Annotated in this window: 18 protein-coding genes and 1 pseudogene; 8 read left to right on the top strand and 11 right to left on the bottom strand. The window is 29.5% G+C overall.

Features of this window, described 5'->3' with window-relative positions; all coding sequences use genetic code 11:
• Positions 1–16: 16 nt before the first annotated feature.
• The gene (locus tag ELQ12_RS02070) at positions 17–382 is read left to right on the top strand and encodes a histidine triad nucleotide-binding protein (RefSeq protein ID WP_002857192.1); all 366 of its coding nucleotides are present in this window, start codon (positions 17–19) and stop codon (positions 380–382) included.
• Positions 383–411: 29 nt separating this feature from the next.
• Here the strand turns inward: ELQ12_RS02070 and ELQ12_RS02065 are convergent, their stop codons facing one another.
• Together ELQ12_RS02065 and ELQ12_RS02060 are read right to left on the bottom strand one after the other, a co-directional pair.
• The gene (locus ELQ12_RS02065; protein WP_004305949.1) at positions 412–981 is read right to left on the bottom strand and encodes a DJ-1 family glyoxalase III; all 570 of its coding nucleotides are present in this window, start codon (positions 979–981) and stop codon (positions 412–414) included.
• A complete protein-coding gene (locus tag ELQ12_RS02060) occupies positions 974–1,153 on the bottom strand; it encodes a hypothetical protein (RefSeq protein ID WP_010891894.1) in 180 nt (59 codons plus the stop codon). The genes ELQ12_RS02065 and ELQ12_RS02060 overlap by 8 nt, the downstream gene beginning before the upstream one ends.
• A gap of 82 nt (positions 1,154–1,235) precedes the next feature.
• Between ELQ12_RS02060 and ELQ12_RS02055 the strand changes: the two genes are divergently transcribed.
• Together ELQ12_RS02055 and ELQ12_RS02050 are read left to right on the top strand one after the other, a co-directional pair.
• Positions 1,236–1,979, top strand: coding sequence for an amino acid ABC transporter permease (locus ELQ12_RS02055; protein WP_002861598.1), 744 nt, complete (start codon positions 1,236–1,238; stop codon positions 1,977–1,979).
• Positions 1,972–2,703 (top strand): amino acid ABC transporter ATP-binding protein, encoded by a 732-nt coding sequence (locus ELQ12_RS02050; RefSeq protein WP_070282867.1) that lies wholly within the window; start codon positions 1,972–1,974, stop codon positions 2,701–2,703. The genes ELQ12_RS02055 and ELQ12_RS02050 overlap by 8 nt, the downstream gene beginning before the upstream one ends.
• Positions 2,704–2,723: 20 nt before the next feature.
• Here ELQ12_RS02050 and ELQ12_RS02045 read toward each other — a convergent pair whose 3' ends face one another.
• The 4 genes from ELQ12_RS02045 to ELQ12_RS02030 all read right to left on the bottom strand — a co-directional run bounded on the left by ELQ12_RS02045 (position 2,724) and on the right by ELQ12_RS02030 (position 6,728).
• Positions 2,724–4,190, bottom strand: a complete 1,467-nt coding sequence (locus ELQ12_RS02045; RefSeq protein WP_002861600.1) for a sodium:alanine symporter family protein — start codon at positions 4,188–4,190, stop codon at positions 2,724–2,726.
• Between the two features lie 103 nt (positions 4,191–4,293).
• Positions 4,294–4,761 carry a tRNA (cytidine(34)-2'-O)-methyltransferase gene (locus tag ELQ12_RS02040; RefSeq protein ID WP_002883252.1) on the bottom strand — a complete coding sequence of 156 codons (468 nt, stop codon included), beginning with the start codon at positions 4,759–4,761 and terminating at the stop codon, positions 4,294–4,296.
• A gap of 2 nt (positions 4,762–4,763) precedes the next feature.
• The gene (locus tag ELQ12_RS02035) at positions 4,764–5,750 is read right to left on the bottom strand and encodes an alanine racemase (RefSeq protein WP_002861602.1); all 987 of its coding nucleotides are present in this window, start codon (positions 5,748–5,750) and stop codon (positions 4,764–4,766) included.
• Entirely contained in the window at positions 5,751–6,728 is a 978-nt protein-coding gene (locus tag ELQ12_RS02030; RefSeq protein ID WP_044780507.1) for a murein L,D-transpeptidase family protein, read from the bottom strand.
• Positions 6,729–6,907: 179 nt separating this feature from the next.
• Between ELQ12_RS02030 and ELQ12_RS10580 the strand changes: the two are divergent.
• The 4 genes and pseudogenes from ELQ12_RS10580 to ELQ12_RS02010 all read left to right on the top strand — a co-directional run bounded on the left by ELQ12_RS10580 (position 6,908) and on the right by ELQ12_RS02010 (position 8,869).
• Positions 6,908–7,351 (top strand): annotated as a pseudogene (locus ELQ12_RS10580) (hypothetical protein).
• An 85-nt stretch (positions 7,352–7,436) separates the two neighbouring features.
• Positions 7,437–7,856, top strand: a complete 420-nt coding sequence (locus ELQ12_RS02020) for a copper chaperone PCu(A)C (protein WP_070252964.1) — start codon at positions 7,437–7,439, stop codon at positions 7,854–7,856.
• A gap of 3 nt (positions 7,857–7,859) precedes the next feature.
• Positions 7,860–8,312 (top strand): hypothetical protein, encoded by a 453-nt coding sequence (locus ELQ12_RS02015; protein ID WP_070252965.1) that lies wholly within the window; start codon positions 7,860–7,862, stop codon positions 8,310–8,312.
• The gene (locus ELQ12_RS02010) at positions 8,309–8,869 is read left to right on the top strand and encodes an SCO family protein (protein ID WP_002856825.1); all 561 of its coding nucleotides are present in this window, start codon (positions 8,309–8,311) and stop codon (positions 8,867–8,869) included. The genes ELQ12_RS02015 and ELQ12_RS02010 overlap by 4 nt, the downstream gene beginning before the upstream one ends.
• A gap of 6 nt (positions 8,870–8,875) precedes the next feature.
• On the opposite strand, the gene cysM is transcribed toward ELQ12_RS02010, so the two are convergent.
• The 3 genes from cysM to ciaB form a co-directional block, all read right to left on the bottom strand.
• Complete coding sequence (gene cysM / locus ELQ12_RS02005) at positions 8,876–9,775, bottom strand: cysteine synthase B (RefSeq protein WP_070261280.1); 900 nt, start codon at positions 9,773–9,775, stop codon at positions 8,876–8,878.
• 127 nt (positions 9,776–9,902) lie between these two features.
• Positions 9,903–10,199: an HU family DNA-binding protein gene (locus ELQ12_RS02000; RefSeq protein ID WP_002861608.1), complete on the bottom strand. Its 297-nt coding sequence runs from the start codon at positions 10,197–10,199 to the stop codon at positions 9,903–9,905.
• 101 nt (positions 10,200–10,300) lie between these two features.
• Positions 10,301–12,133, bottom strand: a complete 1,833-nt coding sequence (gene ciaB, locus ELQ12_RS01995) for an invasion protein CiaB (RefSeq protein WP_052949398.1) — start codon at positions 12,131–12,133, stop codon at positions 10,301–10,303.
• A gap of 61 nt (positions 12,134–12,194) precedes the next feature.
• Between ciaB and ELQ12_RS01990 the strand changes: the two genes are divergently transcribed.
• Positions 12,195–12,608, top strand: a complete 414-nt coding sequence (locus tag ELQ12_RS01990) for an acyl-CoA thioesterase (RefSeq protein WP_052949397.1) — start codon at positions 12,195–12,197, stop codon at positions 12,606–12,608.
• 39 nt (positions 12,609–12,647) lie between these two features.
• On the opposite strand, the gene kcuS is transcribed toward ELQ12_RS01990, so the two are convergent.
• A complete protein-coding gene (kcuS, locus tag ELQ12_RS01985) occupies positions 12,648–12,845 on the bottom strand; it encodes a KCU-star family selenoprotein (protein ID WP_002867452.1) in 198 nt (65 codons plus the stop codon).
• The gene (locus ELQ12_RS01980) at positions 12,826–14,937 is read right to left on the bottom strand and encodes a carbon starvation CstA family protein (RefSeq protein WP_070261279.1); all 2,112 of its coding nucleotides are present in this window, start codon (positions 14,935–14,937) and stop codon (positions 12,826–12,828) included. The genes kcuS and ELQ12_RS01980 overlap by 20 nt, the downstream gene beginning before the upstream one ends.
• Between the last annotated feature and the right edge of the window lie 24 nt (positions 14,938–14,961).

The following is a 14,961-nucleotide window of genomic DNA, read 5'->3' as shown; positions in this document are numbered from 1 at the left end:
TAAAAAAGGATAAATAATGCAAGAAAAAACAATTTTTGAACTCATAGTTGAAGGTAAACTTCCATGCAATAAAGTGCTTGAAAGTGACGATTTTCTAGCATTTCATGATATTGCACCCAAAGCACCCATACATATACTTATAATCCCTAAAAAACATTTTAAAGACTTTCAAGAATTTGATCCTGAACTTATGGCCAAAATGACAAGTTTCATACAAGAACTAGCTGTTCTTTTAGGCGTAGATAAAAGTGGATATCGCTTGGTAACAAACTGTGGAAAAAATAGCGGACAAGAAGTTTTTCATTTGCATTTTCATATGCTTGGAGGTTTTGAACTGCCTAAGGAAAAAACAAAAAAAGAAAATCCTCAAGCTTTATTTTAATTTAAATGGTAGAAAAACTACCATTTAAATTATTTTGTCAGAGGTAGCAACATTCCCTCGTATAATTTTTGATAAATTTCATCACCGCATAACTTTTTAGCTAGTTCTAAACCAAAAAGAATTGCCGTAGCTGGACCTGCTGAAGTTATAACATTTTTATTTACAACTACAGCCTTATTAACACGATTTCCATTAAGTCCAACTTCACAACTAGGATAGCAAGCAAACTCGCCCTCTAAAACACCTGCTTCATTTAAGACTATAGGAGAAGCACAGATTGCGGCAACAATTTTATTGTTGCTATGAAGTTGTTTAATGATATTTAAAATAATATTTGAATTCTTAAGATTCATCATACCTTCAAAGCCACCCGCCAAAGCAATGGCATCTAAATTTTCTATATCAACATCCTCTATAGAACAATCTGCTTTTATACTAATGCCATTAGCACCCTTTACTAATAACTCACTATTTAGCGAAGCTATAACAACTTCCAAATCCGGATTTAACTCTCTTGCTCGTTTTAAAACATCTGCAATTCCTATAAATTCAGCTTCTTCAAAACCTTGAGCCAATGGAATTAATACTTTTTTACTCATTTTGTTCTCCTTTTTTATATTTTTTAAATCTTTCTTCTCTTTCTTTGTTTTTTTGCATCATTTGATGATTGAATCCTATGACCAAAACAATCATTAAAAACACAAAAATAACTATTAGAATGAAATCTAAAATTTCCATAAATACAACCTTATTTTTGGGAAATTCTAACACATTTTTTTAAATCTTTAGAGAAAATTCAAAGATATTTCTATAAAATCTTTTTTTAAATAATTTCTCTGAAAAGGTTTACAAATTGAATCAGAAAAATATAAGAATTTTTGTTTTTTTTGTTATTATTATTTTATGGGGCTATTTTTCTTTCCCGATAGAAATATTAAAAATTCAAGATCCTAGTGGAGTTGTAAGCTATGGCTATACAGAAAATGCAAAAGCTTATTTAAAAAGTTATCTTATTACGCTTTTATTAACTGCTTGTGCTGTTATTATCGGAGTGATTATTGGTTTTAGCTTAGCTATTTTACGCTTCTCTAAATTTAAAACACTTAATTTTATTATAGATGAATATATAGACATTATACGAGGAACACCAGTAATTTTACAATTGATGATTTTTGCTTTTGTAATTTTTACTTTTATAGATAACCTTTATGCAGCCATTCTTGCACTAGGACTTAATAGCTCGGCTTATATAGCAGAAATTGTAAGAAGTGGCATTAATAGTGTGGATAAAGGACAAATGGAAGCTGCAAGAGCAATGGGACTTGATTACAAAACTTCAATGAAAGAAATTATTCTTCCTCAGGCTACTAAAAACATTCTACCTGCATTAGCTAATGAATTTATTTCTTTATTTAAGGAAACTTCTGTTGTAGGATTTATTAGTGTTGTTGATATTACCATGCAAAGTCAAAGCTTACAAGCCGTACTTTACAATCCAAAACCTATTATTTTCACTGGACTTGTTTATTACGTAAGTGTAAAAATTTTTAGTTATTTTGCAAAAAAACTTGAACTTAGGATGAATAAAAATGATTGAAGTTAAAAATTTACAAAAAAAATATGGAGAATTAGAAGTTTTAAAAAATATTAACACTACAATCTCAAAAGGCGATGTAATAGCTATCATAGGTCCAAGTGGAGGCGGAAAAAGTACATTTTTACGCTGCATCAATCGCTTAGAACTAGCTGATAGTGGGGAAATTTTAATCAATAAGCAAAACATACTTGATAAAGAAATTGATATTAATAAGATCAGGCAAAAAGTTAGCATGGTATTTCAGCATTTTAATCTTTTTGCCAATAAAAATGTTATGGAAAATTTATGTTTAACGCCCATTAAAACAGGAATTTTAAGTCAAGAAGAAGCCATAAAAAAAGCAAAAATACTTCTTGCTAAGGTGGGTTTAGCAGACAAAGAAAATATAATGCCCCATAAGCTCTCTGGTGGACAAAAACAACGCATAGCTATTGCTAGAAGCTTGATGATGAATCCTGATGTTATTTTATTTGATGAGCCTACTTCAGCTCTAGATCCTGAAATGATAGGCGAGGTTCTAAGCATTATGAAAGATGTTGCAAAAGAAGGTTTAACTATGCTTGTGGTAACCCATGAAATGGGTTTTGCTAGAAATGTTGCCAATCGTATATTTTTTATGGATAAAGGAAAAATTGCTGTTGATGCAAGCCCTAAAGAAGTATTTGAAAATCCTAGCAATGAAAGATTGAGAGAATTTTTAAACAAGGTTTTAAATCATTCATAAGCCATTAAGGCTTATGAATTTTAATCCCAACATTCAGCGTTTTTAATTCCAAGTTTACTAGCGTTAAATTTAGGATCTATACCAGATTTTTGTTGCGTATTAAAATCTTTTAAAACTTTATTTACTATACCACCTAAAAGCAATAAAGATATAATATTTGTCGTTGCCATGAAAGCCATAGTCAAATCAGCCAAATTCCAAGCAAGTTTTAAATTCATTTGCGAGCCTATAAAAATCATAGCTACAGCTGTAATTCTAAACAAATTCATTACAAATTTGGAATTTGTTAAATATTTAACATTAGCTTGAGCATAATAATAATTTCCTATTAAAGAAGTTATTGCAAAAAGAACAATAGCTATAGTAATAAAATGGATTCCAAAGCTACCATAATACTCACGCATAGCTTCTTGAACTAAAGGCATTCCACCATCGATTTTACTTTCTCCAAGTCCTAAATATGCCATAGAAAAAAGAACTAAAAATCCAGAACTTGTACAAACAACAACATCAATTAAAACTGAAAAGGCTTGTATAACACCTTGTTTAGCTGGATGACTTGTCAAAGCTGCTGCAGCTGCATTAGGTGCCGAGCCCATACCTGCTTCATTTGAAAAAAGTCCTCTTTTAATCCCTATAACTAAAGCAGAACCAGCAAAACCACCAAAAATCGCTTTAAAATCAAAAGCACTTTGTAAAATCATATGAACCACAGAAGGAATTTTATCAAAATTCATTAAAACAGCAATCACGGCAAGTAAAACATAAGCTAAAGCCATAAAAGGAACAATTAAAGAACTAATTTTACCTATTTTAGTATGGTGAGAAAAAAACATCCATGCACCAAAAATAGTTAAAACAATACCAATAATCATTGGCCAAGAACTTGATGCAAAATCTACAGCAGCATTTGGATTAAACATATCATAATAAACTTTAAAAGACGAAGTCATTGTTTGACTTTGAAGTCCGTTAAATCCATAAGCATAAGTAATAATAAGAATAAAAGCAAAAAAAGCTCCAAAAAAATGTGAGCCTAAGGCTTTTTTTATATAATAAGCTGGACCACCTTTAAACCCGCCTGTATCATCTTTTGATTTGTAAACTTGAGCTAAGGTACTTTCAGCAAATGCTGAGGCACCACCAAAAAATGCCATAACCCACATCCAAAATAAAGCACCAGCTCCACCTGTAGCCAATGCCAAAGAAATTCCAGCGATATTTCCTATACCAACTCTAGAAGCAGTTGAGATCATCAATGCTTGAAAAGGTGAAATATGTTCTTTAGTGTGTCCTTCGTTTTTTTCTGTAAGAATTTTAAATACAGAACTCAACATACGAAACTGAACAAAGCGAGTTAAAAAACTATAATAAAGCCCACAAACAATAAGTAAAACTACCATAATAATGTCTGTATTTGGGACAATCTTATTAGCTATAATATCAGACGCTTTATTGGCAAAATCTAGTATAATATCTAAATTCATCCAAACTCCTCAAAAAATAATCTAAATTTTACTTTAACATAATTTTTATAAAAAGGACTTTATGATTTTATTTGTTTTAAGTTATTGTGTAAATTTGAAACTTTTAAGAAACAAAATTGCTAAAATTTTGTCTTAAAGCTTCATAAGAGATTATACCAACGCTTGTAGCTAAATTTAAACTTCTTCCATAAGATTTCATAGGTATAGTTATAGCATTTTCCCAATTTAATTGCATTAATTCCATAGGTAAGCCATAACTCTCACTTCCAAAGAATAAGAAATCATTTTTTTGAAATTCTGCATCAAAATAAGCTTTTTGACTCTTAGTTGTTGCGAAAAAAAAGCGATTTTTATAAATAATATTTTCATTTAAAAATTCTTCAAGATTCTCCCAAATAATAGGCTCTAATTTATCCCAGTAATCAAGCCCTGCTCTTCTAACAGCCTTTTGAGAAATATCAAAAACAGTTGGTTTAACAATATGAAGTTTAAAACCAGCATTAAAGCACATTCTACCTATACTACCTGTATTTTGCGGTATTCTAGGGTGAACTAAAACTATATTAAACATGTTTATACTAGAACTCTTTGAATGTTAGGGTTTAATTTTACTAAAATTTCATAGTTAATAGTATGAAAAAAATCAGCCCAAATATCAGCATCTTTAAACACGCAAATTTCCTCACCAGAATTTTCACAAGAAAAACTATCCATTGACATCTTTCCAAGTATTACTTTTCCATTTCCAAGCACTAACTCCCCTTTTCCATTGTAACGGAAAAGACCATCAGCATAACCCAAATCATAAGTTGCTACTTCCATATCCTTTGCAGCAGTAAAAATGCCTCCATATCCTATACTCTGTCCTTTTTGTAAAATCCTTTGACTTAATCTATGAGCATACAAACTTAAAACTCTTTTTAAATTTGATTCCCCGTATCCAAATTGAACAAGCCCAACTCTACAATATTCATCTTCAGGAATTTTCCCTCTAAATAATGCTGCAGAATTATGCGAATGAAATAATAAATTTGAAAAATATTTTTTTACTATCTTTTTAGCTTTTTGAAAATTTTCTTTTTGAACAAAAAAACTTCCATCCATTTCATCTGCACTAGCAAAATGTGTAAACATTCCAGTAAGTTTTAAATCACTACTTCGAATAAGATTTATAGCATGCTCTAAATTTTCTACACAAATTCCGTTGCGATGCATGCCTGTATCTATTTTTAGATGTATTTTTATATCTTGCTTGTATTTTTTTACTTGGGAAATATCATTTAAAGCATAAATAAATCGAGAATTTTCATTACCATGAGGACGATGTGATAGTATTAATATATTCTCAAAAAATTCTTCGATTTCTTGAGCTTCTTCTTCACTCTTAACAGCAACAAAAGAAACTCCTAAATTTTTAGCTAATGGAGCTAAAAGCTTAGCTCCATGTCCATATGCATTATCTTTAAAAACACAAATTAATCTTTGAAAACTCCCTATTTTTTTAGCAATATGTCTTAAATTATATTCATAAGCTTTTTGATCAATTTTTATTAAAGACATTTATTGCTCTGCTAAAATTTTCATTTTACCTTTACTATCTATCTTAACGTATAAAATTTTATCGCCTCTAAACTGATAGTTTTTAGTGTAATAATCCTCATAAAATGAAATTCTATACATAGTTTCATTTTCTAAATTCGGATAAGGGCTGATATTAATATCTGAAAATTTAATCTTTTTATCTTCTTTACGAGAAAAAATAGATTTTTTCATAGAAGCAAACTGTTCAAATTTCATTTTATCAAAACGTTTAAATTCTTGCTCATCATAAAAACTTAAATAGGTATTAATGTCACTATTTGTCCAAGCTAGCTTCCATGTAAAAAGATCAGCCAATAAACTAGCTATTTGATCCTTTTTAGCTCTAATTTTTTCTTTTTCTTCTGTCATAACAAAAACTTTTTTGTCTTGCACAACTTGTGCAAATTTCTCCAAATTGTTATTAAATAAAGCAATACACCCTCTTGTTTTAAATTCATCAAGTCTAGAACCATCTAAAGGATAGCCATGGATCCAAATACCACCACCTGTTTTTCCTTGTACTTTATCAAGTAAATTTGGATAAGTTGTAGCAAAAGCAAAGGGACCATAATAAGGATCACCTGGATTAAACTTACGACCTAACTCATAAAAACCTACTGGCGTTTTCAAATCTCCTTCTATTTTTTTATCGCCCATTAACCCAGTTATTATTTCTTTTTGTTCAAAATCTTTTCTTATTTTTCCATCCTCGTAAGAATAAACACGGAGAATTTTATCTGTTTTATTTGCAAGCACGATAGCAACATTATCATCATAATATCCGAGTGAAATATTTTTATCTCCTATTTCACTTAACCAAAAATCCTTTTGAGTTAATTCTTTTTCAATCGCTACGCCAACAGCATCTAATCCTTGATTGAGATAAATTTTAACAAGATCTGAGGCATGCAACATCAACGAAGAAAGTGTAATTAATAAAGTAAGTCGTTTTAACAATGTTTTTCCTTAGCTATTTCAAAATTTTTTTTAAGTCAAAAATGTTTGTGATTATAATATTTTTTTTCTTAAAAAATATTAATTATATTAATAATGTGACCTTATTTATGATATTATTTTTAATAAATCATAAAGGCTTGTTTTAAAAGGTTGATAGTGATAAGAATTTTTTTATAGAAATGTCTTTTTTAGGTATTTTGTTTTTAGCTTTTTATGCATTATATGATAAAAAGAAAGTGTATTTAGCTCAAATACATGCCAAGATCTAGCTTGTGACTTAAATTTACAAGATTGTGTTTTTTCTTTTAATAAAAAAATATTGAAGTTTCAGCCTACCCAAAACCTATAAAAATTTTCAATAAAACTACTATAAAAATTAAAAATTCTCCTCATTATTCTAATTTAAAGATTAAAATTTATAGTTTAAATTCCTAATATATACGATATCATTCCTAAAAATTTAATATAGTTAATGGTGATATTCTTATAAATTTTATAGATAGAAGTATTACCGATGATTCTAGATTTAGGATTGAATTTTTAAACAATAATACTCCAACTGGTTTTTTCTTTGATTGTGATGTTGCTATGCAAAAAATTTTCAAACAGGTAACACACATTGAAAAATTTTAAAAATTTTATATTCAAATAAAAATATTTTTTGATATAATGAACAAATGTTTAATGTTATAAAAATAAGGATGCAATATGAAAAAAATTCTTCTCTTAGGCGCTCTTTTTGCTGTAAATCTTTGGGCTGTTAATGATATAGAGGTAAAAAATGCCTTTGTAAAACAAACTCCACCTCATGCGCAAAATAGTGCTATTTTTCTTACCATTTTTAATAATACTGATAAAGATATTGCTTTAATAGGCGTCAAAAGCAATATCAGTGAAGCAAGTGAACTGCATACACATGTACATAAAAATGGAAAAATGATGATGCAAAAAATTCCTGAAATTATTATAAAAGCTCATTCAAGCACAGAACTTAAATCAGGAGGTTACCATATAATGCTTTTAAAACTAAAAAAACCTATTATTAAAGATACGAAGGTAAATTTAGATTTAAAATTTAATAATCACAAAACCATAGAGTTAAAAAATATTGATTCTAAAGAATTTTAATTAATGAGAAAAATTATTTTTATCCTAGCTTTTGCTTTTGTTATTGCTACCTTATATATTATTTTTGATTTTTATATAATAAAAGATTCTCAAAAAATAACAAAAGCTGATTTTTCCACCCCATTAGCTTGCGATCTTAATGTTAAAGACTGCACATATAGTTTTAACAATAAAGAAGTCTTAATTTCCCTAAATCCCAAACCCTTACAATCTTTAGATGTTACAAATCTAAAGATTGTAAATCTAGGAAATTATAACAACTTAGGAATTAAAATTTATGGATTAAATATGTATATGGGTGAAATTAAGCCTAAAATACATCGATTAAATTCAACAGACTATGAAAGCAAAATAGTTCTTGCTACTTGTGTTTTAGATACTATGCGTTTTAGGGTAGAATTTATGGATAATAATAAACCCATAGGGTTTTATTTTGATTTTGAGCTAAAAAAATGAAAAAAAATATTATTTTGTTTATAGTTATAGTTGCCATTATTTTAGGTGTAATATTTTTTATTAAAAATCATCAAAATTCTTATGATTTTATCTTGAAATCAGATTTAAAAGAGGAAACCACCCTAAAAGATTTTAAAGGAGATAAGCTTATTATCTATTTTGGATACACTTATTGCCCTGATGTTTGTCCGGCAACTCTTAGTTTAGTAGGCAAAGCCTTAAAGCAAATCAATAATCCTAAGGCTCACCTTCTTTTTATTTCTTTAGATCTAAATAGAGATAATAACTTAAGTAATACAAACGAATGGTTACGATACTTTTACCCAAAAGCAGATGCTTTAATTGCAAAAGATGAAAAAACTCTTCAAAAAATAACAAAACAATATAATGTTCAATATCAAAAAATAGATCTAAATGATTCTTTTATGGGTTATTCTATAGCACATAGCAATATGCTTTATCTTATTGATGAAAAAGGTCATTTTTATAAAGAAATTAGTGATTTAAATCCACAAGAAATTTTAAGAGAACTTAGAATTTTTCTAAATTCTCAATAATTATACTTAAGCAAAAAGATCAGTTGAGAGGTATCTTTCAGCCGTATCGTTTAGCATAGTTAAAATTCTTTTATCTGGAAATTTCTTTGCTAGCATACTTGCGGCAAATACATTTGCTCCACTTGATATACCCACCATTAAACCACTTTTGGCAAGTTCTTTGGCTGTATTTATAGCATCTTCATTACTTACCGTGATCACTTCATCTATAATTTCTTTATTTAAAATAGCAGGTATAAAATTCGCCCCTATTCCTTGTATTTTATGGCTTCCCGCTTCACCTTTGCTAAGCAATGGAGAATTTAGAGGCTCGACTCCAACAATATGCACTTTTTCTAATTTTTCTTTTAGTATTTCCCCAACTCCACTAATAGTACCGCCAGTTCCAAAACCAGCTACAAAAATATCAAGTTCATTATCCAAATCTCTTAAAATTTCTAAAGCCGTATTCTTACGATGCGCATTTTTATTTGAAATATTTTCAAATTGAGAAACCATAAAAGAATTTGGAGTATTTAATAATATTTCATTTGCTTTATCAACCGCTCCTTTCATTCCTAAATTTGCAGGAGTTAATTCTAACCTAGCGCCAAAGAGTGTTATCATTTTTCTTCTTTCTAAACTCATAGATTCAGGCATTACAGCAATAAATTTAAGTCCCAAATCTGCACAAATCATAGCCAAAGAAATTCCAGTATTTCCACTAGTTGCTTCAACTATTGTAGTATCTTGATTAATTTTTTTACTATCTAAAGCATCTTTAATCATTTCAAAAGCTGCTCTATCTTTTATAGAATGACTAGGATTTAAAAATTCACATTTAGCAAAAACATTGATACCAATTTTTTTCAAATGTATAATAGGAGTATTTCCTATAAGCTCACTTACTTTTTCATGCACTTTCATAATTTTAAAATCCTTTTTTTGTTTAATAATGATAGTTTTATAAAAGTTTAAAAAAATAAAGTAAATAAAAGATACAAAATATCTGAATTAATTAAGAAAGAAGGCTAGAATTTATCTAGCCGAAGTTTTATTTTTTCTTTTTGTTGCTTGCTTTTGCAACAGCTTCTTTAAGGTTTTTACCTACCTTAAATTTTGCAACTCTTGTAGCAGGAACTTTAATTGTTTTTCCTGTGCTTGGTACTCTAGCTTCTCTAGCAGCTCTTTCTTGAGTTGAAAAAGTACCAAAACCAATAAAACTGATGCTATCACCTTTAGCTAAAACATCAGTAATAGTAGAAATAACTGCATCAGTAGCAGTAGTAGCGTCTTTTTTTGTTAGCCCAGCTGTTTGAGCAACTAATGAAATGAAATCTGCTTTAGTCATAAAAGCTCCTTTGTTTTAATTGAAACGCCTAATTTTAGCATATTTAAAAAACAATATCAAGTAAAAAACAGCTTTTTTTAAGTTTTTTTCAAAAAACTTTATTATTTTTTCTTATATCTTTCAAATTCTCCGCTATTATCAATTTCATTACCAATTTTCTCGTATAAATCATAATAAAATTTAACAAATTCTTTACACTTAGGCATAATAGGAAGAAAAATATTATCTTCAATTTCACAAAATCTACTTAAAAACTCTTTTGCATCAAGTCTTAAAGCATAGTGTTTTGCCAATTCATGATAATTTTTTAAAGTTAGTTCTTTAAATTTTTCATAATGTCCTAAATCAAAATTTATCTTCAAATTATTATTTTCAAAAATCAATACTTCACTTTCAAAAAGCAAACTAAGATGAATAAGTCCTTCTGTATAATAAGGTCTAACTTCATCAACTCTTTGCCAAGAAATAAGTCCAATAGCTCTTTTTATAAGTTCATGAAAAACAGGCATTATCAAGTCATCTTGTTCGTGATAAAAGAAATTTATAAGTCCACCTGTAGTAGCTTTATATTCTTCTATATTTTTAAAAAAACCACTCTGATTCATTGTTTTTTCAGTATCATTAGCAATAAAAAATATATGACCAAATTCATGGCCTATGGTCGATACTTCATAAACCCTTTTCCAAATTTTTTCCTGATAAAATAAAATATTTCTTCCAAAATCCAAAAATTCTTTATCAAAAACCTCGCTAGAAATTTTCATAAAAGGCTTTGTTTTGGCATTTTCATATACAAAATTTATAAAGGCAAATATTTTTTTACCCGCCTTAGAACTTACAAACTCATCATTTGGAACGACTTGAGCTGAAAATAAACCTTTAAGTTCAGCACCATAAAATATCATCGGAGTGCAAATATAAAGTTGAGTTTTTTCTATATTAGATAAAACTTCTTTTTCCAAGTCACAATCTTCAAGTCCTATATTTTTATAAACATATTCAAAACTTTCCTTAATCTCACTACCAAATTTCAAAACATCAAAATCATTCTCATCTTCTATTCTTATATCCCATTCTAATGCCACCGCATGAGTATAATTATCTTCATAATATTCTAAAGGATGTCCCACTTGTAAAGGTGATTTTACTTTCATCCAAGCAAATTCAGCCTCTTGCCAAGCTTTTATAACTCTATCTTCATCTTTTTCGCAAAACGCTAATTTTAACTTTTCAAAATATTCTATATAAGCTTTTTCCTCTTCGTTGCTAGCAAATATTTTAAGCTGATCAATCATATTTTCAAAAGCAAATTCTAATTTTAAAATTTCATTCTCGAAAAATCTCGCATAAGGAACAAATTTCCATAAATTTCCTATTCTAACTAAAACACCATAACTTCGCTCACAAATTTCTCCTTCTGAAGTTTTTTGATATAAATGATTTTTACGCAAAAATTCCATTGCATCATCTAAATTTGGAAATTGAGTAGATAAAATTTTATTATTTTTTTCTATAATTTCTTTAGTCCAAGAAATTTCAAAAATATTCATAATTAAACCTATATTATGCACTCCTTGTATTATGGACTGATAAAAATTATTTAAAAGCTTTTTCTCTTTTATTTCATTAATTAAATTTTGATGTTCTTTTTCATAAAACTTTCTAATCTCTTCATAGAACTTATGTTTTAACTCTATAATCTTATCTTCCTTAAAGTTGTTTTTTTTCCACTCTTGAACTAAATTTTCTTCCTTTAAATCAACCAAACGCCTAAGTATGGCTAGCATAGTTGTTTTATCTTGTTTTAATTCGCTTAAAGAAATCAAAGATCTAAAATACTCGCCCACATCTTCTTTGTCTAAAAACTCATATAACGCATTATTTCTTTCTTTGTATTTTCTAACCAATTTAGCTATTTCTTTAAAATTATTCATACTTTTATTCTCCTTTTTAACTTTTTTAATTATAATTCATTTTTTAAAATAAGGAGTAAAAATGAGAGATATGGGAGAACCAAAATTAAAAATTGTAGCCATGCCAAGCGATACAAATCCGGCAGGAAATATTTTTGGCGGATGGATACTTTCACAAATCGATTTAGCAGGAGCTATCGCAGCAAGAGAACTTTCTCCTGAACGCGTTGTAACCATCTCTATGGATAAAGTAGTTTTTAAAGAACCTGTTTTTATAGGTGATATAATTTCTTGTTACTCTAAAGTTGTAAATGTGGGCAACACTTCAATCAGCGTTGAAGTAGAAGTCACAGCTCAAAGAGTGGATTCTCAAGGTTGTACTTCTTGCATTAATGTAACTTCGGCTTTAGTAACTTACGTAAGTGTTACAAGAGATGGAAAGAAAAAGCCTATTACTGAAGAACTTAAAAGAATTCATGGCTTTTTAAATGCTTAAAGCTTATTTTGTATGATAAAACTTTATCCTTTAAGCTTATCAGCATTTATTTAAACCGCCACTATTATATTTTTTATCTAGACATTCTTTGAAAAATTCCCCTCTGGTTTTTGGAATTTTTCCTGGATGTTTTTGTTTCATGTGTTCTAAATACTTATCATAACTAGAAAGTCCCACCAAGGGATGAAAAAACCTTTCGGCTTTTTCATAATAATACTTAAATTTTTTGAAATTCATCAATCTTAATATACTTAGTTTCTTTAAGAGGAATTTTAATTTTACCTAAGCAAATTCCTATACAAGAAATTATAACAAGCAAAGTAGCTATCATAAAGAACACACAAAGAATTGCATTAAGTAAATTTCCAACTTTACTTTGAGTGGCTATTGAAATTTCTTTTTTAATTGTAGAAATTTCTTTTTCATCTTTAGTATTATTTAATTTAAATTCTAAATCTTTAATTTTTTGACTTTGTATGCTAACGGCGGCTACATGACTTACCGCATTTGCTACTTTATTGCCTTCTTCATAAGGCATAATTTTTTGAATTCCTCCATACAGAGTTGCCACTAAGACAAATACCGCAGGTACTAAAGTAACCCAAGTATATCTTGCCTTGCCCATTTTTACAAGTATAGTTGTAGCAAGAAGCAAAGCCATACCCGCAAGCATTTGATTACTCACGCCAAAAAGAGGCCAAAGCGTATAAATTCCTCCCTTAGGATCAATGGCACCTTGATAAAGAAAATATCCCCAACCTGCAACACTTAAAGCCGTAGCCAAAAGTCCAGCTGGATAATTATGAATATCTCCTAAAGGTTTATAAACATTACCCAATATATCTTGCACCATAAAACGACAAGCCCTTGTCCCAGCATCCACCGCTGTTAAAATAAATAAAGCTTCAAACAATATAGCAAAATGATACCAAAAAGCCATCAAATCCACGCCGCCAAAAAGTTCATGCAAGATCAAAGCTACACCTATAGCAAAAGTTGGAGCTCCACCTGTTCTTGAAAGTATAGTATGCTCTCCTATATTTGTAGTCAAAGTAGTAATTTCTTCAGGAGTAATGCTAAATCCCCAATTTGAAATGGTTTGCGCTACACTTACAACATCTGTTCCTATCAAAGCAGAGCTTGAATTTATAGCAAAATAAAGACCTGGATGTAAAATACAAGCACAAATTAAAGCCATAATCGCCACAGCACTTTCAGCAAGCATAGAGCCATATCCAACAGCTAAGGCATGAGTTTCGTTTTCAAGCATTTTAGGAGTAGTTCCACTAGAAATCAAAGCATGAAAACCACTGATCGCACCACAAGCAATGGTAATAAATAAAAATGGAAATACTCCACCTGCAAATACTGGACCTGTTCCATCAAAATACTGAGTATTTGCTTTTGGCATTTGCAAATCAGGAGCAACCAAAACAATAGCTACAGCCATTACCACAATAACACCGATTTTCAAAAAAGTTGAAAGATAATCTCTTGGAGCAAGTAAAAACCACACAGGTAAAACAGAAGCAATAAAACCATAAGCCATCATAACAATTGCCAAAGTTGGAGCTTCTAAAGTAAATATTTTAGCCCAATAAGGATCAGCAGCTATAACGCTACCATAATGAATAGCCAAAATTAAAAGCACAAAACCTATTATAGAAGCCTCCCCTACTCTACCTGGACGGATAAAACGCATATAAATTCCCATAAATATTGCTATAGGAATAGTCATTGCGATAGTAAATAAACCCCATGGAGATTCTGCTAAAGCTTTTACAACCACCATAGCTAAAATGGCAATAATAATAAGCATAATGCCAAAAATCGCCACCATAGCAACTCCACCTGTAAATTTACCCATCTCATCCTTAATCATCTCGCCAAGACTTCTACCTTTTCTACGAGTAGATATAAAAAGAACAACAAAATCATGCACAGCACCCGCTAAAACTCCTCCTACTAAAATCCAAAGCATAGAAGGCAAATATCCCATTTGAGCAGCCAAGATAGGTCCTACTAATGGACCTGCTCCTGCAATAGCAGCAAAATGATGTCCAAATAATACAGCCTTATTTGTAGGCACAAAATCACGCCCATCATTTTCTACAAGTGCTGGTGTTGCGCGATTTTTATCAAGTTCTAAAACCTTATAAGCTACAAAATGCCCATAAAATCTATATCCTATCATATAAATACATATAGCAGCAACCACCAAATAAATCGCTGATACACTTTCTCCATTTTGTAAAGCTAAATAACCAAAACAAATAGCGCCTAAAGTTGCAACAAGCAACCATAAAATTTTAGTACTTAACTGAGTCATAATTTCTCCTAAGAAAATAAAATA

The sequence above is a fragment of the Campylobacter sp. US25a genome (genome assembly GCF_004379075.1).
Taxonomy (GTDB): domain Bacteria; phylum Campylobacterota; class Campylobacteria; order Campylobacterales; family Campylobacteraceae; genus Campylobacter_D; species Campylobacter_D jejuni.
The sequence above is the reverse complement of the archived record's forward strand: the minus strand, read 5'-3'. Positions and strand labels throughout refer to the sequence as shown.